17 protein-coding genes are annotated in these 16,823 nt (G+C 68.0%); 12 read left to right on the forward strand and 5 right to left on the reverse strand.

Annotated features, from left to right (window positions below):
• Nucleotides 1-7: 7 nt before the first annotated feature.
• On the forward strand, nt 8-895 hold the full coding sequence (locus E3O22_RS02080; RefSeq protein WP_104100843.1) for a M48 family metallopeptidase: 888 nt from the start codon (nt 8-10) through the stop codon (nt 893-895).
• 16 nt (nt 896-911) lie between these two features.
• Here E3O22_RS02080 and E3O22_RS02085 read toward each other — a convergent pair whose 3' ends face one another.
• A complete protein-coding gene (locus tag E3O22_RS02085) occupies nt 912-2,111 on the reverse strand; it encodes a winged helix-turn-helix domain-containing protein (protein ID WP_134393808.1) in 1,200 nt (399 codons plus the stop codon).
• 160 nt (nt 2,112-2,271) lie between these two features.
• Here E3O22_RS02085 and E3O22_RS02090 point away from each other — a divergent pair, with 160 nt between their 5' ends.
• The 6 genes from E3O22_RS02090 to ilvA all read left to right on the forward strand — a co-directional run bounded on the left by E3O22_RS02090 (nt 2,272) and on the right by ilvA (nt 8,752).
• Nucleotides 2,272-3,402: an ABC transporter substrate-binding protein gene (locus E3O22_RS02090; protein WP_134393807.1), complete on the forward strand. Its 1,131-nt coding sequence runs from the start codon at nt 2,272-2,274 to the stop codon at nt 3,400-3,402.
• 52 nt (nt 3,403-3,454) lie between these two features.
• On the forward strand, nt 3,455-4,252 hold the full coding sequence (locus E3O22_RS02095) for an ABC transporter permease (protein WP_370448466.1): 798 nt from the start codon (nt 3,455-3,457) through the stop codon (nt 4,250-4,252).
• Nucleotides 4,249-5,076 (forward strand): ABC transporter permease, encoded by an 828-nt coding sequence (locus E3O22_RS02100; RefSeq protein ID WP_134393862.1) that lies wholly within the window; start codon nt 4,249-4,251, stop codon nt 5,074-5,076. The genes E3O22_RS02095 and E3O22_RS02100 overlap by 4 nt, the downstream gene beginning before the upstream one ends.
• On the forward strand, nt 5,073-6,173 hold the full coding sequence (locus E3O22_RS02105; protein WP_134393806.1) for an ABC transporter ATP-binding protein: 1,101 nt from the start codon (nt 5,073-5,075) through the stop codon (nt 6,171-6,173). Before E3O22_RS02100 ends, E3O22_RS02105 begins: the two co-directional genes overlap by 4 nt.
• A gap of 82 nt (nt 6,174-6,255) precedes the next feature.
• Entirely contained in the window at nt 6,256-7,524 is a 1,269-nt protein-coding gene (locus E3O22_RS02110) for an AI-2E family transporter (RefSeq protein ID WP_134393861.1), read from the forward strand.
• Complete coding sequence (gene ilvA, locus E3O22_RS02115; protein WP_134393805.1) at nt 7,517-8,752, forward strand: threonine ammonia-lyase; 1,236 nt, start codon at nt 7,517-7,519, stop codon at nt 8,750-8,752. The genes E3O22_RS02110 and ilvA overlap by 8 nt, the downstream gene beginning before the upstream one ends.
• Before the next feature lie 113 nt (nt 8,753-8,865).
• Here the strand turns inward: ilvA and greA are convergent, their stop codons facing one another.
• Entirely contained in the window at nt 8,866-9,357 is a 492-nt protein-coding gene (gene greA, locus E3O22_RS02120) for a transcription elongation factor GreA (RefSeq protein WP_134393804.1), read from the reverse strand.
• A gap of 107 nt (nt 9,358-9,464) precedes the next feature.
• A complete protein-coding gene (locus E3O22_RS02125; RefSeq protein WP_134393803.1) occupies nt 9,465-9,866 on the reverse strand; it encodes a DUF4307 domain-containing protein in 402 nt (133 codons plus the stop codon).
• Nucleotides 9,867-9,936: 70 nt separating this feature from the next.
• Here E3O22_RS02125 and mca point away from each other — a divergent pair, with 70 nt between their 5' ends.
• Entirely contained in the window at nt 9,937-10,800 is an 864-nt protein-coding gene (mca, locus tag E3O22_RS02130; RefSeq protein WP_174722033.1) for a mycothiol conjugate amidase Mca, read from the forward strand.
• The gene (locus tag E3O22_RS02135; RefSeq protein ID WP_134393802.1) at nt 10,797-11,057 is read left to right on the forward strand and encodes a hypothetical protein; all 261 of its coding nucleotides are present in this window, start codon (nt 10,797-10,799) and stop codon (nt 11,055-11,057) included. Before mca ends, E3O22_RS02135 begins: the two co-directional genes overlap by 4 nt.
• Nucleotides 11,058-11,061: 4 nt before the next feature.
• Here the strand turns inward: E3O22_RS02135 and E3O22_RS02140 are convergent, their stop codons facing one another.
• A complete protein-coding gene (locus tag E3O22_RS02140) occupies nt 11,062-11,763 on the reverse strand; it encodes a hemolysin III family protein (RefSeq protein ID WP_134393801.1) in 702 nt (233 codons plus the stop codon).
• Between the two features lie 70 nt (nt 11,764-11,833).
• Between E3O22_RS02140 and E3O22_RS02145 the strand changes: the two genes are divergently transcribed.
• From E3O22_RS02145 to E3O22_RS02155, 3 genes are all read left to right on the forward strand, one after another.
• Nucleotides 11,834-12,619, forward strand: coding sequence for an isoprenyl transferase (locus E3O22_RS02145; RefSeq protein ID WP_134393800.1), 786 nt, complete (start codon nt 11,834-11,836; stop codon nt 12,617-12,619).
• Between the two features lie 9 nt (nt 12,620-12,628).
• Complete coding sequence (locus E3O22_RS02150; RefSeq protein ID WP_134393799.1) at nt 12,629-13,750, forward strand: aminotransferase class V-fold PLP-dependent enzyme; 1,122 nt, start codon at nt 12,629-12,631, stop codon at nt 13,748-13,750.
• 199 nt (nt 13,751-13,949) lie between these two features.
• Nucleotides 13,950-15,284: a PhoH family protein gene (locus tag E3O22_RS02155; protein WP_241976484.1), complete on the forward strand. Its 1,335-nt coding sequence runs from the start codon at nt 13,950-13,952 to the stop codon at nt 15,282-15,284.
• A gap of 66 nt (nt 15,285-15,350) precedes the next feature.
• On the opposite strand, the gene E3O22_RS02160 is transcribed toward E3O22_RS02155, so the two are convergent.
• Nucleotides 15,351-16,766 (reverse strand): aspartate ammonia-lyase, encoded by a 1,416-nt coding sequence (locus tag E3O22_RS02160; RefSeq protein WP_134393798.1) that lies wholly within the window; start codon nt 16,764-16,766, stop codon nt 15,351-15,353.
• Nucleotides 16,767-16,823 lie beyond the last annotated feature (57 nt).

Consider the following 16,823-nt stretch of genomic DNA (forward strand, 5'->3'; position numbering starts at 1 on the left):
GGCTGCCATGTACAGCGCTATTGCGCGCAACAAGCGCAACACCGTCTTCATCATCATCCTGTTCATCGCCATCATCGCGGGTCTCGGCTGGCTCGCCAACGCGGTCTACAGCACGCCCGGTGACTACAGCATCCTGATTTTCACGGTCGTCTTCGCCACGGGGTACGCCGTGGTGCAGTACTTCGTGGCCGGTCGCCAGGCGATCGCGATGAGCGGCGGCATCCGCATCACCAATCAATCGGAGAATCCGAGGCTCTGGAACATCGTCGAGAACCTCTCAATCACCACCGGCACGCCGATGCCCGCGATCTATGTCATCAACGACCCGGCGCCGAACGCCTTCGCCACCGGGCGCGACCCGGAACACGCGATCGTCGCGGCCACCACCGGCCTGCTGGAGATCATGACCGACTCCGAGCTCGAGGGCGTCATGGCGCACGAGCTCGGCCACGTGCGCAACTACGACATCCGCCTGTCAATGGTCGTGTTCGGCCTCGTCGTCGCCGTCGGGTTCATCTCGGACATCTTCCTTCGAATGGCGTTCTTTGGCCGGAACAGCAAAAACAATGGCAGCCCCGTCATCATGGTGGTCGGTCTCGTCGCCATGCTCGTGGCGCCCCTGATCGCCACGATCGTGCAGCTTGCGGTGTCGAGGCAGCGCGAATACCTGGCGGATGCGACGGCCGCCCTGACCACGCGGCATCCGGACGCCCTGGCCAGCGCACTCGGCAAGCTCGAGGCCTTCGGGCGCCCGATGAAGAAGCAGAATACCTCGATGGCCCACCTCTGGATCGCCGACCCGCTCAAGCCCGGCGTGATGGACAAGCTCTTCGCCACGCACCCGCCGATCGCCGAGCGCGTCGAGCGCCTGCACACGATGGGCCGCAAGTTCTGACCATCCTCGACGGCCGCTAACGCAGCTCGGCGGCCAACGCCTCGGCGAGGTTGCCGCGCGATTCCACCTCGATCTGCGGCAGGCCCTGCCAGGCGGCGGCCTCCTTGAGAACAGCTGCGAGGCGTCCGGCCGTGTCCGATGGCGCGCCGGGCTCCGCCCAGGCCGCGCGCACCCGCAGCACCTGCGCCTGCCGGTCGTTCTTCAGGTCGACCCGGCCCACGATCGTGTCGCCGAGCAGCACGGGCAGGCAGTAGTAACCGAACACCCGCTTCGGTTCGGGCGTGTAGATCTCGATCCGGTAGTGGAATCCGAACAGGCGCAACGCGCGCGCCCGTTCCCAGACGACCGGGTCGAACGGCGACAGCAGGGCCGCGGCATCCACCCGGCGGGGGAGCCGCGCGTCGCGGTGCAGCCAGGCGCCCCCCGGTGCGCCGCCCGCACCCCAGCCCGGCACCTCGACCGGGATGAGCTCGCCGGCATCCTCGAGGTCGTGGATGGCCGCCAGGGTCGCCGGGCCGCGCAACCGGAAGTAGTCGGCGAAGTCCTTCCCCGTACCGATTCCGTGCGCCCGCGCCGAGCGACTCACCAGCTCGCGGTGCGCGTCGTCCCGGCCGACCGTTCGCTCCCGCAACTCCCGCGGGAACACCTGCTCCGGCAGCCCGTAGACCCGTTCGAACCGTTCCCGGCCCGAGATCGCCACGTCGCCCCAGCGGAACAGGGTCTCCAACCCGGTCTTCACGTCCGACCAGCCCCACCACGGGCCGCTGCGGCGGTTCGCGTCGTGCTCGATGGCGCTCGCGCGCAGGGGACCGTTGGCGGCAAGCTCGGCGAGCAGCCAGTCGAGCATCGGCCGGTTGCCCTGCGCCCACGCCTCGGTTGCCGACCGGGCCCGGAATTCGCGCATCCGCCAGCCGAAGAGCGGCCAGGCGTCGCGCGGCAGGAACGACGCCTCGTGCGCCCAGTACTCGGTGAACCGGGATTCGCGGCCCGAGGTCAGTCGGTCCAGCTGCGCCTTGTCGTAGGCGCCGAGTCGGCTGAACGCCGGCATATAGTGGCTGCGCTCGAACACGTTCACGGAGTCGATCTGCAGCAGCCCGAGCCGGTTCACCAGGGCATCCAGCTGACGGATGCCCGGCGTCACTGTCGGCGGGCGGCCGAAGCCCTGCGCGCCGAGCGCGATCCGGCGGGCAAGGGCTGGGGAGATCGTCTGCACCACTCTCCGACCCTAGTGGCACGCTTCAGACGGCATTCACCCGATGTTCAGCGGCGCACCCCCTCACGGTCGACGGCCGCTCCTAACCTCGCCTTGACCGGCTACCCGGCTCCACACGTCCGCGTTTTCGCGCGGCGGCCGCCACGGGTCCGATGGAGGAATCTTGTTCACCACGCGCATCCTGGCCGCGGCCGCGGCCACCGCCCTCGCCCTGAGCCTGTCCGCCTGCTCCGGTGCCGCGGATGCCGGTTCCGGACCCACGGGGGTCGATGCCGCCTCCGCGACCAGCCTCTCCGCCTTCGGCGACCTGGCCGCCCTCGAGGACGCGGCCCGGGCCGAAGGCGCTCTGAACGTGATCGCCCTGCCGCGGGACTGGGCCAACTACGGCGCCGTGCTTGACGCATTTTCCGAGAAGTACCCGGAAATCACCATCACCGAGGCCTCGCCGGACGCGTCCAGCGCCGAGGAGATCCTGGCCGCGGACAACCTCGCCGGGCAGGACACCGCCCCCGACGTGTTCGACCTGGGCCTCGCGGTGGCGCTGTCCAGCACCGATCGCTTCGCGCCCTACCAGGTGGCGGCCTGGGACGAAATCCCGGATGCGCTCAAGGAGGCCTCCGGGCTGTACACGGGCGACTACGGCGGTTACCTGGCGGTCGGCTACGACCCCGACGCCGTTCCCGCGCCGACCGAGCTGCGTGACCTGCTCGGCGCCGAGTACACGGGCAAGGTCGCGATCAACGGCGACCCGACACAGGCCGGGGCTGCGTTCGCCGCCGTCGGGCTGGCCACCGTGCAGAGCGGGAGCGAGGTGGGCGACTTCCAGGCCGGCATCGACTTCTTCGACGAGCTCAACCAGGCCGGCAACTTCGTCAAGATCGACCCGACGTCGGCGACCATCGCGTCGGGTGAGACCCCGGTGGTCTTCGACTGGGACTACCTCAACGTGGGCTACGGAACCAGTCTGGCCGGCGAGCGCAACTGGGAGGTCGTCGTCTTCCCGGGAACCGGTTATGCCGGCTACTACAACCAGGCCGTGAACAAGGATGCCCCGAACCCGGCCGCAGCCAGGCTCTGGCAGGAATTTCTCTACAGCGACGAGGGCCAGAACCTCTGGCTCGCCGGCGGCGCCCGCCCCGTTCGCGCCGAGGCGATGGCCGCGGCCGGCACCATCGACGCCGCGCTCTTCGCCGCACTCCCGGCGGCCCCGGCCGAGACGGTCGTCCCCTCCGAGGCGGAGAGCGCCGCGGGAGCCGCGCTCCTCGCCGCCAAGTGGGCCGCAGCTGTCCGGTAGCCGGCGCGGCACGGCGGCAGCCTTCGGGCTGCTGCCGTTCGCGGCATATGTGGTGCTCTTCCTGCTTGTTCCTACCCTGATCGCCGTCGGAAGCGGCTTCGTCGACGAGTCCGGGGTGTTCACTCTCGAGACTGTGGCCGCGCTGGGCACCCCGGTCGTGAGAGACGCCTTCGCCGCGTCATTCGGACTGTCGGCAGTCACCGCCGTTGTGGGTGCGGTCGTCGGTGCCCTTGCCTGCTACGGCTTGCTCGGCGCGCGCGAGAACGGCCCCCTCCGCGCCGTCGTGGACTCCCTCAGCGGCGTGCTCGCCCAGTTCGGCGGCGTCATGCTGGCCTTCGCGTTCGTGGCGACCATCGGCATCCAGGGTCTGGTCACCGTGATCCTGCGCGACACCTTCGGTGTCGACATCTTCGCCGACGGGGTATGGCTCTACGAACTTCCCGGCCTCGTGCTGCCCTACATCTACTTTCAAGTTCCCCTGATGATCATCACCTTCCTGCCCGCCCTGCAGGCGCTCAACCCGCACTGGGCCGAGGCCAACGCAACCCTCGGCGGCAACCGATCCACCTACTGGTTCCGGATCGCGTTCCCGGTGCTGGCGCCCTCGTTTCTCGGCAGCCTGCTGCTGCTCTTCGCCAACGCGTTCTCCTCCTATGCGACCGCCGCCGCGCTCACCAGCCAGGGATCGCAGATCGTTCCGCTGCAGATCCGCTCGGCCCTGACCAGTGAAACCCTGCTCGGCCGGGAGAATCTCGCCGGGGCGTTGGCGCTCGGCATGATCCTGGTGATGTTCGTCGTCATGTCCGGCTACTCGGCCTTGCAGGCACGGGCGGCGCGGTGGCAGCGATGAAGGCGGTGGCGCACACCCCCACCCGGCTGGCGCGCGGCCTCATCCTCGGCAGCATCGGCCTCCTCTTCGCCATCCCCATCGTGGCCATGGTCGAGTTCACCCTGCGCCGCGGCCTCGCCGGCGGCCACGACCTCTCCCGTTGGACGGCCCTGTTCCAGGGTGGCTTCGCCGGCCCGTACCGTTCGGTGCTCGTCGCGCTCGGGAACTCGGTCGGGCTGGCCGTGGGCACCGTTTCGATCGTTCTCCTGCTGCTGGTGCCGACCCTGCTGCTGGTGCACCTGCGGTTTCCCCGCCTGCGCCGCGTGATGGAGTTCGTCTGCATTCTGCCCATCAGCATCCCGGCCATCGTCCTTGTGGTCGGCCTGGCCCCGGTGTACTCGGTGCTCGGCCGCCTGCTGGGCAGCGGTGTGTGGACCCTCGCCTTCGCCTACGGCATCACGGTGCTCCCGTTCGCCTACCGGGCCATCCAGACGAACCTCGACGGCGTCGACGTGCGCACGCTCAGTGAGGCGGCCCGCACGCTCGGCGCGGGCTGGGTGAGCGTGCTCGTGCGGGTACTGATTCCGAACCTGCGCCGCGGCATCCTCGCCGGCGCGTTCATCTCGGTCGCAGTCGTGCTCGGCGAATTCACGATCGCCTCCCTGCTCAACCGCATCACCCTGCAGACTGCGCTCGTTGTCGTGAGCAAGGCTGACCCCTACACGGCCGTCATCCTGTCTCTGCTCGCACTCACCTTCGCATTCCTGCTCTTGCTCGTCATCGGGCGTCTCGGCACGGTTCGCACCGGCAGTCGGCCACGGCCCACCACCGGAGGTCAGCTATGAACCAGAACCAGCTTCGGACCCAGAATGAGAACCGGGACCGTCCGGCGGCGAACGCCCCGGCGGGAGCCTCGGTGCGCTTCGCGGGCGTGGTGAAGGACTTCACCGGCCATCGTGCCCTGGATGGCTTCGATCTCACCCTGCACGCGGGCGAGTTCGTCGCCCTGCTCGGCCCGAGCGGCAGCGGCAAGACCACCGCGCTGCGGGTATTGGCCGGGCTCGAATCCACGGATGCCGGAAGCATCCTGATCGACGGAGCCGACGTGTCGACACTGCCGACGAGCCGGCGCGACCTGGGCATGGTGTTCCAGTCCTACTCGCTGTTCCCGCACCTCAGCGCGGGTGAGAACGTCGAGTTCGGCCTGCGCATGCGGAAGGTCCGTGGCGAGGAACGGCGCGCCCGCGCGGCCGTGGCCCTCGCCCTGGTCGGGCTCGACGCCCACTACGACCGCTTCGCGCACCAGCTCTCCGGCGGTCAGCAGCAACGCGTGGCGCTGGCGCGCGCCCTCGTCACCGAGCCTCGGGTGCTCCTGCTCGACGAGCCGTTGTCGGCCCTTGACGCCCAGGTTCGGGTGGTGCTGCGCGAGGAGATCCGGCGCATCCAGACCGAACTGGGCATCACGACCCTGTTCGTCACGCACGACCAGGACGAGGCGCTCGCCGTGGCCGACCGCGTCGCCGTGATGCGGGCGGGTTCCATCGAGCAGGTCGGAGCACCGGAAGAGCTCTATACCCGGCCGGCCTCGTCATTCATCGCGGAGTTCGTGGGGCTCAGCAATCGACTGGTCGGCGTGGTGCGCCACGGGTTCGCGCGGGTTCACGGTGCCTCTCTGCCGCTGCTCGACCCCTCGCAGGCGGATGGCGCTGTGTCCGTCTCCGTGCGGCCGGAAGACCTCGAATTCGGCGCTGCGGGGGCACCGGGGGTCGTGCTCTCGTCGAGCTTCCACGGCTCGCTCCGGCGCACGAGGGTGCGCCTGGACGACGGAGCGTCGCTCGTCGTGCAGCACGGCGCGCGGCTGCATCCGTCGGCCGGGGACCGGGTCCTGGTGCGGTTCACGGGCGCGCCCGTCTCGGTCGACCCGCTCCCGTCTCGGGCATAGTGACCGGTCCGGGGCCTGAGGCGGCGAGCACCTTTGGCCCATACCGGAGACGGCACGTGTGATTGCCTAGACTGAGTCCGTGATGGAAACCGACGGAAAACCCGCCCGCAGCGGCTTCTTCGGCGTGTTCGGCCGCCGCCGCACCGTACCCCCGCTCCTGGTCGAGCTCCCGCCCTCGCACGGCTACGGGGTCGACGAGAACCTGCCGGCCGGCATTCGACTCGCCGCCGCCTGGTCCTGGCGCCTGCTCGCGCTCGCCGGCGCACTTGCTGTCTTCATCTTCATCGTCATCCAGCTCCGGTTGATCGTCATCCCGTTGCTCGTGGCCGTGCTGGTGTCGGCACTGCTCGTGCCCTTCGTCGGATTCCTGGTGCGACATCGATTTCCCAAGGCTCTCGCGGTCGTGATCGCTCTGATCAATACCTTCGCGATCCTCGGCGGACTGGTCACGTTGGCCGTGACGCAGATCGCCATCGGCACGGTCGGCCTGAACGACAGGCTCGCCGCCTCCTACGACAGCCTCAAGGCCGTTCTCCTGGCGTCGCCGCTGCAGCTGACCGAACCGGAGCTCAACGCGTTCCTCGGCCAGGCCTGGGACGCCATTCAGGCGGACAGCCAGGTTTTCGTTTCCGGGGCGCTCTCCGTGGGGTCCTCGCTCGGCCACCTGGTGACGGGTTTCCTTCTGGCGCTGTTCAGCCTGCTGTTCATCCTGATCGATGGCAAGGGCATCTGGTCCTGGATCGTGCGCCTGTTTCCCCAGGGCGCGCGCGCGGCCATCGACGGCGCGGGGGTGGCCGGCTGGACCACGCTGGGGAACTTCGCCAGGGTGCAGATCTTGGTGGCGTCCATCGACGCGATCGGCATCGGGGTCGGGGCCGCACTGCTGGGGGTTCCGCTCGCCATCCCGATCGGCGTGCTCGTTTTTCTCGGCTCGTTCATCCCCATCGTCGGCGCCGTGGCCACGGGCGCCGTGGCGGTCGTGATCGCCCTGATCTTCAACGACTGGGTGGTGGCCTTGCTGATGCTCGGCGTTGTGCTGCTGGTGCAGCAGGTCGAGGGTCACGTGCTACAGCCCCTGATCATGGGTACGGCGGTCAAGGTGCATCCACTGGGTGTCGTGCTCGTGGTGGCGGCCGGCGCCCTGCTCGCGGGCATCGCCGGCGCCCTCTTCGCCGTGCCGATCGCTGCCGTGCTCAACGTCATGATCAGTTACATCAACAGCGGGGCGTGGCGATCCGAGCAGGTCGCCTCGGCACCCGTCTTCGCCTCCACGTTGTGGCAGACCGTCCCGCAACGCCCCGGTTTCCGCCGACCGGCATACCGCCTCGAGAAAAGTGCCTCCCATGACTAATGTCTCGCTCGTCGGACCGACCCTGGCTGATTTCGAGTCCGCCCGGGATGTCGTCGGTCGGGTCGCCGCCGTCACCCCGATGGAAACGTCCCGCTACCTCTCGAAGCTCCTCGGCGCGCCGGTCCTCCTCAAGTGCGAGAACCTGCAGCGCACCGGGTCCTACAAGATCCGCGGTGCGTACAACCGGATGTCCAAGCTCACCAACGAAGAGAAGACCCGCGGTGTCGTGGCCGCCTCGGCCGGCAACCACGCCCAGGGCGTCGCCTTCGCGGCGCGGGAGCTCGGCATCCAGGCCACGATCTTCATGCCCGTGGGCGTCGCCCTGCCCAAGCTGCAGGCAACCCGCGACTACGGCGCGCACGTCATCCTGCGCGGCAATACGGTGGCCGAGCCGCTGCTCGCGGCCGCGGAGTGGGCCGCCGAGACCGGCGCCATCCTGATCCCCCCGTTCGACCACGCGGATGTCGTCACCGGCCAGGGCACCGTGGGTCTGGAGATCCTCGATCAGGTTCCCGACCTCGCCACCGTGATCGTTCCGATCGGTGGCGGCGGCCTCATCTCCGGTGTCGCCAGCGTGCTCAAGCAGCGCGCGCGCCGGGACGGCCGCCAGATCCGGGTGATCGGGGTGCAGGCCGCCAACGCGGCCGCCTACCCCCCGTCCCTCGAGGCCGGCCGGGTGCTGGAGATCCAGATCATGCCGACCATCGCCGACGGCATCGCGGTGGCCAAACCGGGCATGCTCAATTTTGAGATCGTGCGCGATGCCGTCGATGAGGTCGTCACCGTCACCGAGGACGACACGGCTCGTGCCCTCCTGGTGCTGCTCGAGCGCGCCAAGCTCGTGGTCGAGCCGGCCGGCGCGGTCGCCGTGGCGGCGATCCTCGCGGGCAAGGTCACCGCGACCGGCCCAACGGTCGCGATCCTCAGCGGGGGAAATATCGACCCGCTGCTGATGCAGCGCGTGATCAGCCATGGTCTCTCGGCATCCGGCCGCTATCTCACGTTGCGCATCATGCTGCCCGACCGTCCCGGGCAGCTGGCCCGCATCTCGGAGCTGCTCGCCGAGGCGCACGCCAACGTGATCGAGGTTCTGCACACGCGGCACGGTGTGGGGCTTCAGATCAGCGAGGTCGAACTCAACGTCAGCGTCGAGACTCGCGGGCCCGATCACCGCCAGCTCGTCGTGGATGTGTTGCGTGCGGCCGGATACGACCCGCAGATCGACTAGCGGGCGAGCGTCGACGAATCGAGCGTCGTGGGTTCGACGCTCGTGACGGTGCCGTGCCGCCAACGAATTCGACGGCGGGAGCCAAGCGGGGCGCGAGCGGGGAATCGGTGCTGTTAGTTGCCGGTCCAGGTCTCCACGAGGAAGATCTCGACGGCGATTTCCTTGCCGGTGGGCGTCACGTACGACGTTGTCGCTCCGACGGCCAGGCCGATGATCGCGGTGCCGAGCGGGCTCTGCTCGCTGAAGACGTCGAGGTCGCTGTCCCCGGCGATCTCGCGGCTGCCGATCAGGAAGCGGGTCTCATCGCCGGCGATCGTGGCCGTGATCACGGTTCCCGGCTCGACGACGCCCCGGCTTTCCGGCGCATGGCCGACCTCGGCGTTGCGCAGCAGCAGGACGAGGGTGCGGATGCGGGCCTCCATCTTCCCCTGCTCATCCTTGGCCGCGTGGTAGCCCGAGTTCTCCTTGAGGTCGCCCTCCTCGCGAGCCGATTCGATCTTCTTCGCGATCTCGACGCGCCCGACGGTGCTGAGCGTGTCCAGCTCCGCGGCGAGGCGGTCGTGGGCCTCCTGCGTCAGCCAGGTGACCGTGGTTTCGGTAGTCATGGGTGGAATCTCCTCATGCTTGTTCGTGCTCGTTCGATGCCCGTGCGGGTGAACCCGCAGATATACAACGGACGCCCCGACGATCACGTCAGGGCGAAGCCATCAGTCTAGGTCAGCCAGCAGCGGTAAATCAATCCGGTGTTACTCTGCTCGGTGGTGCGCACATCCGTCGTCGTCGACCGCGAATACACGGTGCTCGCGGGCAGGTCGACGACTTTCCAGCCAACCACCGTGAAACTCTCGTTGAGCGCCTGAACGGCGCAGCTGGCGGTGCGGCCGACCGGGATGGACGCCTCGAACGTGACGCTCACAGTGTTCTCGTCGATGATGCTGTGACGGATGTCCCGGGTCTCGATCAAAGGCTCCGACGCCCCCAGTCCCACCCAGACCACGAAGCCCAGGAGGATTGCCGCGAGGGAGCCGGCTGAGACGAACAGAACGCGACGGTCTCTCGTGCCCCGGTTCGGGGCGCGCCCGTACCGGGTGTCGAGGTTGCTGCTCAGGGCCACTCAGACTCCACACTCACGGATCAACGATTAGTCTTAGTACCAAGGATATCTGGCATTTCTGAGGAGTTTCATGACGCTGCGACTCTTGGCGGTGCACGCCCATCCCGACGACGAGTCGAGCAAGGGCGCTGCGACCTATGCCCACTACCGGAGTCTCGGCGCAGAAGTGATGATCCTGAGCTGCACGGGCGGCGAGCGGGGGAGCATCCTGAATGAGGCCCTGCTCGGCCATCCGCTGGCCGAGCGCGACCTGCCGGGACTGCGCCGTCTGGAAATGGCCGAGGCCCAGCGGGCCCTCGGCGTGCAGCACCGCTGGCTCGGCTACGAGGACTCCGGCATGAACGAAGACGGTTCGGTGCCCCCGAACTCGTTCGCGGACATCCCGGTGGCGATCTCCGCCGAACCGGTCGTCCGGCTGATCCGCGAATTTCGACCGCAGGTCCTGGTGACCTACGACGAGAAGGGCGGCTACCCGCATCCCGACCACATCCGCTGCCACGACGTGTCGATGGAGGCCTACCGTGCCGCCGCCGACGCGACCCGGTACCCGGATGCCGGTGAGCCCTGGCAGGTCGACAAGCTCTATTACGATCGGATTTTCAACCTCGAACGCGTCGACGCCATGTTCCTGGAACTGAGCGTCACGGAGCCGGACTCGCCCCTGCTGGAGCCGCTCGGGGCGGCCAGGGAGTGGATGAAAGACTACCCGAAGCTGGCCACGACCCATGTGCCAGTCGGGGACTTCCTCGAGGTGCGGGACGCGGCGCTTCGCGCCCACGCGAGTCAGGTTGCCCCCACCAGCAGTTTCTTCTTCTGGCCGAACGACCTCATCCGCGAGGCGTGGCCCTATGAAGACTTCCAGCTCGTCGAATCGAAAGTGGACACCGTGATACCTGAATCCGACCTCTTCACCGGAATCCGGGACGACTCGTGAGCGCCCTGATCCTGGCTCCGCTCGTGAGCATCGTCCTGGCCGCGACCCCATCGCCGGAGTTCGACCCGAACACGGTGACGCCGGGCCCGGAGGGCTTTGTGGCGATTGCTCTGGTCGCCGTGGGAGCGGTGCTGCTGGCGATGGACATGGCCCGCCGAGTGCGCCGCAACACCTACCGCGCCGAGATTCAGGAACGTCTGCAGGCGGAGATGGCCGCACAGAAGGCCGCAGAGGCCGGAATCGCTGACGAAGACTAGCGAACTACGGGTGGATCGGGTTCGTCGCGATGATCATGATCGCCGCCCAGTGGCAGAGGAAGGCCACCACGGTCAGGGTATGGAAGATCTCGTGGAAGCCGAATACGCCCGGCAGCGGGTTCGGCCGCTTCATGCCGTAGATGACGGCGCCGACCGAGTAGCAGAGCCCGCCGATCATGATCAGTGTCATCATCGCTGCGTTGGCCTGGAAGAAGTCCACGATGAACATCAGCGCTCCCCAGCCGAGTGCCAGGTACAGCGGAACGTAGAGCCAACGCGGGGCGTGGATCCAGAACACCCGGAAGGCGATTCCGAGGATGGCGCCGCCCCAAACGAGCGACAGAAGCAGCGTGGACTTGGCGGGCGGCAGGGCCAGCACGGCGATGGGCGTGTAGGAGCCCGCGATCAGGAGGAAGATGTTGGCGTGGTCGATCCGTTTGAGGATGACTTTCGTGCGCGGACTCCAGTCGAACCGGTGGTACAGCGCCGAATTGCCGAACAGCAGCATCGAGCTGAGCACGAACACGAGCGAACTCCACCGGGCCGCGCTGCCCTCGGCCGACAAAAGCAGCACGATGCCGGCCACGATCGTGACCGGGAACGTGCCGGCGTGGATCCATCCCCGCCAGGTGGGCTTGACGTCCATTTGCGGGGGCAGGTCGTCCTCGAACAACGGCAGGTTGGGGATGTCATCCGCTGAGGCCATGCTGCAAGAATACGTCAGTGTGCATGCCGCGCGCGGTACGCGACCCTCCCGAGTGGGCTAGCGTAACTGTGTGCAGAAACGGGAAGTTCCTTGGGCGCGCGGCATTCTCTACGGGGTCTATCAGCGTCGACTTCGTCGCGGGCTGACTCCGGATGTGCTTCCGAACCACGTCGCCATGATCATCGACGGCAACCGGCGCTGGGCCAAACAGCTCGGGTTCGACTCCGCCGCCCACGGGCATCGGGCCGGCGCCGCCAAGATGCGGGAGTTCCTCAAGTGGTGTGACGACCTGGGCATCTCCGTCGTCACGCTTTACCTGTTGTCGTCCGACAACCTCACCAACCGGCCCAGCGAAGAACTCGCGGAGCTGACGAAGATCATCGCCAAGCTCGCGGAGGAGCTGTCCCGGTACCGCGACTGGCGGGTGCAGCAGGTCGGCTCGAAGACCGGACTGCCCGAGCCGCTGGTGGCCGCACTGAACGCCGCGGAAGCGCGCACGGCCCGCAAGAAGGGGCTGCACATCAACCTTGCCGTCGGCTACGGCGGGCGCACCGAGATCACCGACGCCATGCGGAGCATCGTGGGAGCGCACCTTGCCAGCGGCGGCGTGCTCGAAGACCTTGCGGAGACGCTGACCCCGGATCTGATCGGGGCGCACCTGTACACGGGCGGCCAGCCCGATCCGGACCTGGTCATCCGCACGTCGGGGGAGCAGCGCATCAGCGATTTCATGCTCTGGCAGAGCGCACACAGCGAGTTTTACTTCGTCGAGGCACTCGGGCCTGACCTCCGCCAGGTCGACTTTTTGCGCGCCCTGCGCGATTTTGCCCGACGCCAGCGCCGCTTCGGAGGGTAGGGGCACCTCATGACGGATCTCGAACGGTTCCTTGACGGGTTCATCGCGGAACCCGGTTACCTCGACTATGCCCGGATCGGCCCGCTGTCGGCGGGGGTGGTCGCCGAAACCCTCGGCCAGACCGAGGCGCTCTCGCGGGCCCGGTTCGGCAGCCTGGACCACTTCCAGGCCCAGGACGAGCGGCTGCGCACCGCCGTGGCCCGGGCGACCGGATTCCGCGCCGACCAGGTCGTTTCCGAGCCCAACACCACCACCGGTGTCATGCAGGCCATGTTCGGCCTGACGGGGGCGGTGCTGCTGTCGTCGGGCGATTTTCCCACGGTCCCGTTCGCGGCCGTGCGCGCCGCGGAGGCGCTGCGGGTGGTCACCCCACTCTGGCTGGAGACCGACCACGGCCGCGTCACCCCTGGGCAGATCCGGGAGCAGCTCACCCCGGCCACTGCCGCAGTGGCGGTCTGCCTCGTCGATTCTCGCACCGGCCATCGCGTGGATCTCGAGGGCATCCGTCAAGTGATCGGCGACCGTTTGCTCATCGTCGACGCCATCCAGGGTTTTGGCGCAGTGGATGTCCCCTACGAGGTGGCAGACGTCGTCGCGTCGGGCGGGCAGAAATGGTCCAGGGCCGGCTGGGGCACCGGGTTCCTGGCTCTCAGCGACCGTGCGGTGGAACGCCTGGTCCCCGTGTTCTCCGGTTTCGCCGGCACCGACGTCCCCGAGCCGTGGGACGCAGTGTTGCCGCCGAGCCGCAGCGCAAACGCATTCCGGGTGAGCAATGGAGACGCCATCGCCCAGGCCCGGTTCGCGGCCGCCCTCGAGGAGGTGGCCGAGGTCGGTATCCGTGCCATAGAAAACGCGATCGCGGTGAACGTGTCGCTTCTGATCGATCTGGCGGACGAGTTCGCCGTGCCCGTGGTTTCCTCCCGGGACGACCGGGAGCGGGCCGGTATCCTGGTGCTCGAGCCGCCGGCGAGCCAGCTCACGCTGCTGAGCATCGCGCTGCACAACCACGGGGTGACGGCGACGACCCGCGACGGCACCGTGCGGCTGAGCACCCATGCGGCGCTCAGCCCGGACACGGTTGACATGCTGCGCGGGGCGTTCACCTCTTATGCGACCGCCGTGACCTACTGACGACGGCTCGGTGAACGTTGTTTCGAATGGGCGTGTCGCTCTTCCCCTGGAGCGTGCGGGTAAGTAGCGTCATGCCTATCAGGTATGGCGCCTGATCGAGTCGGCCACATAAGTACGGCTCGAGAACCCTGTGGCCGCTCGCCAACACAATCTGTGCCTCACGGGGCACGGGGTGGGAGTGGTTGTGACCGCTAATCAGATCGATAACAAGGGTTCTAAGCAGGGCGCGTCGGCGACGGGGCAGACCGAATGCACGTACGTTCTTGACACCTCGGTTCTGCTCTCCGATCCCAAAGCGATTTTCCGTTTCGCGGAGCACGCCGTCGTGCTCCCCGTCGTGGTGATTGCGGAGCTCGAGGCCAAGCGCAACGACCCGGAGATCGGCTACTTCGCCCGCCAGTCACTGCGGCTCCTCGACGAACTGCGGGTGAAGCACGAACGGTTGGACTTCCCGATCCCGGTCGGTGACGGCGGCAGCCTCCGCGTGGAGCTCAACCACTCGAACATGTCGGTGCTGCCGTCCGGACTGCAACTCGGTGACAACGACTCCCGCATCCTCGCCGTGGCCCTGAATCTCGCCCACGACGGTTTGAACGTGACCGTCGTGTCCAAGGACCTGCCCCTGCGGGTCAAGGCGGCCTCGCTCGGCCTCACCGCAGAGGAGTACCGTCACGAACTTGCCGTGGACTCCGGCTGGACCGGCATCGACGAGATCACCCTGGGCTCGAACCTGATCGACGAGCTCTACGACAAGGAGGTCGTGCACACCCGTCTCGTGCAGGACATGCCCGTGAACACGGGCCTGGTCATCCACTCCGACCGCGGTTCGGCGCTGGGCCGGGTGACCGGCAACGGTGCGATGAAGCTCGTGCGCGGTGACCGGGACGTCTTCGGGCTGAAAGGACGCTCGGCGGAACAGCGGCTCGCCATCGACCTGCTGCTCGACCCGGAGATCGGCATCCTGTCACTGGGAGGTCGGGCCGGAACGGGGAAGTCGGCGCTCGCCCTCTGCGCCGGGCTCGAGGCCGTGCTGGAACGCCAGCAGCACCGCAAGATCATGGTCTTCCGGCCGCTTTACGCGGTCGGCGGCCAGGAGCTGGGGTACCTGCCCGGTGACGCCGCCGAGAAGATGAGCCCGTGGGCCCAGGCGGTCTTCGACACACTCGGGGCCATCGTCTCCGAGAACGTGCTTGAGGAGGTCATCGAGCGCGGCATCCTCGAAGTCCTGCCGCTGACGCACATCCGCGGCCGGTCCCTGCACGACGCCTTCGTGATCGTCGATGAGGCTCAGTCGCTCGAACGCAACGTGCTACTCACGGTGCTCAGCCGGATCGGGCAGAACTCGCGGGTGGTCCTCACCCACGATGTGGCGCAGCGGGACAACCTGCGGGTCGGCCGCTTCGACGGGGTGGCGTCGGTGATCGAGACGCTCAAGGGACATCCGCTCTTCGCCCACATGACGCTCACCCGCTCGGAGCGGAGCGCGATCGCCGCCCTCGTGACCGAGATGCTCGAAGGCAACGAGGTGCGCTAACTGTTCTTCCGTCGAATGGGTGAGCGCTGAACGGACAAGGAGCTGCGCAAGTGAGAAAGCGCGGGGCTACCTCGCCTGAGGCGGGCGGGTCATGCTCAGCACGTCGAGGGCGGTGTCGAGCAATTCGAGGGTGACCTCGCCGCGCTCAACGAAACCGAGCGCGATGACGGACTCGCGCACGGTCACCCCTTCGGCCACCGAGTACTTGGCCACCTTGGCCGCGGCCTCGTAGCCGATGACCCGGTTCAGAGGAGTGACGATCGCAGGGGAGGATTCGGCCAGCGCGCGCGCGCGCTCGACGTTCGCCGTAAGGCCGTCGACGGTCTTGTCGGCGAGCACGCGGGCCGCGTTCGAGAGCAGGCGGATCGACTCGAGCAGGGCGGTGCCCATCACCGGGATCGCGACGTTGAGCTCGAACGAGCCCGACGCGCCCGACCAGGCGATGGTGGCGTCGTTGCCGATCACGCGGGAGCAGACCATCAGCACGGCCTCGGGGATCACCGGGTTCACCTTGCCCGGCATGATCGAGGAGCCCGGCTGCAGGTCGGGGATGTTCAGCTCGCCGAAGCCCGTGTTGGGGCCCGAGCCCATCCAGCGCAGGTCGTTGCAGATCTTGGTGAGGCTCACCGCGATGGTGCGAAGGGCGCCGGATGCGTCCACCAGGCCGTCCCGGTTGGCCTGCGCCTCGAAGTGGTCGCGTGCCTCGGTGACCGGCAGCTCGGTCTCCTCGACGAGTAGCTCGATCACAAGTTGCGGGAATCCGGCGGGCGTGTTGATGCCGGTGCCGACCGCAGTGCCGCCGAGGGGGACCTCCGCGACGCGGGGAAGCGCGGTGCGCACGCGCTCGATGCCCAGGCGCATCTGCCGCGCGTATCCGCCGAACTCCTGGCCGAGGGTGACCGGGGTGGCATCCATCAGGTGGGTGCGGCCGGCCTTGACCGCGCCGGCCCACAGCTCGGCCTTGGCCTCGAAGGCCACGGCCAGGTGGTCGAGTGCGGGGACGAGCTCGTCGATGAGCGCGCTCGTCACGGCGAGGTGCACGGATGTCGGGAACACGTCGTTGGAGGACTGAGACGCATTCACGTGGTCGTTCGGGTGCACCGGGCGCCCGAGGCTGCGGGTCGCCAGGGTCGCGAGGACCTCGTTCATGTTCATGTTCGAGGAGGTGCCGCTGCCGGTCTGGTAGACGTCGATCGGGAACTCGGAGTCGTAGCGACCGGTGGAGACCTCGTCGGCGGCGGCGGCGATCGCGTTGGCGATGTCGACGTCGAGTACCCCTAGTTTCGCGTTCGCCAGGGCGGCGGACTTTTTGATACGCGCCAGGGCGGCGATCTGGGCGGGCTCCAGCACCGAGCCGGAGATCGGGAAATTCTCGACGGCCCGCTGCGTCTGCGCCCCGTAGAGGGCGGCGACCGGAACCCGGACCTCGCCCATGGTGTCGTGTTCGATCCGGTACTCGGCTTCAGCGGTCTTGTCCACCACGGTGTGTATTACCTTTCGGTTGGGAATCTTTTCGGTACGGGAACGCGCGGCGACGGC

The organism is Cryobacterium sp. TMT2-18-2 (assembly GCF_004402245.1).
GTDB classification, from domain to species: domain Bacteria; phylum Actinomycetota; class Actinomycetes; order Actinomycetales; family Microbacteriaceae; genus Cryobacterium; species Cryobacterium sandaracinum.

What these genes read in the sequence shown, in the direction of transcription:
- E3O22_RS02080 (WP_104100843.1), top strand. Translation starts at nt 8, where the DNA reads ATGTACAGCGCTATTGCGCGCAACAAGCGCAACACCGTCTTCATCATC.
- E3O22_RS02100 (WP_134393862.1), top strand. Translation starts at nt 4,249, where the DNA reads ATGAAGGCGGTGGCGCACACCCCCACCCGGCTGGCGCGCGGCCTCATC.
- E3O22_RS02105 (WP_134393806.1), top strand. Translation starts at nt 5,073, where the DNA reads ATGAACCAGAACCAGCTTCGGACCCAGAATGAGAACCGGGACCGTCCG.
- E3O22_RS02110 (WP_134393861.1), top strand. Translation starts at nt 6,256, where the DNA reads ATGGAAACCGACGGAAAACCCGCCCGCAGCGGCTTCTTCGGCGTGTTC.
- ilvA (WP_134393805.1), top strand. Translation starts at nt 7,517, where the DNA reads ATGACTAATGTCTCGCTCGTCGGACCGACCCTGGCTGATTTCGAGTCC.
- greA (WP_134393804.1), bottom strand. Translation starts at nt 9,357, where the DNA reads ATGACTACCGAAACCACGGTCACCTGGCTGACGCAGGAGGCCCACGAC.
- mca (WP_174722033.1), top strand. Translation starts at nt 9,937, where the DNA reads ATGACGCTGCGACTCTTGGCGGTGCACGCCCATCCCGACGACGAGTCG.
- E3O22_RS02140 (WP_134393801.1), bottom strand. Translation starts at nt 11,763, where the DNA reads ATGGCCTCAGCGGATGACATCCCCAACCTGCCGTTGTTCGAGGACGAC.
- E3O22_RS02150 (WP_134393799.1), top strand. Translation starts at nt 12,629, where the DNA reads ATGACGGATCTCGAACGGTTCCTTGACGGGTTCATCGCGGAACCCGGT.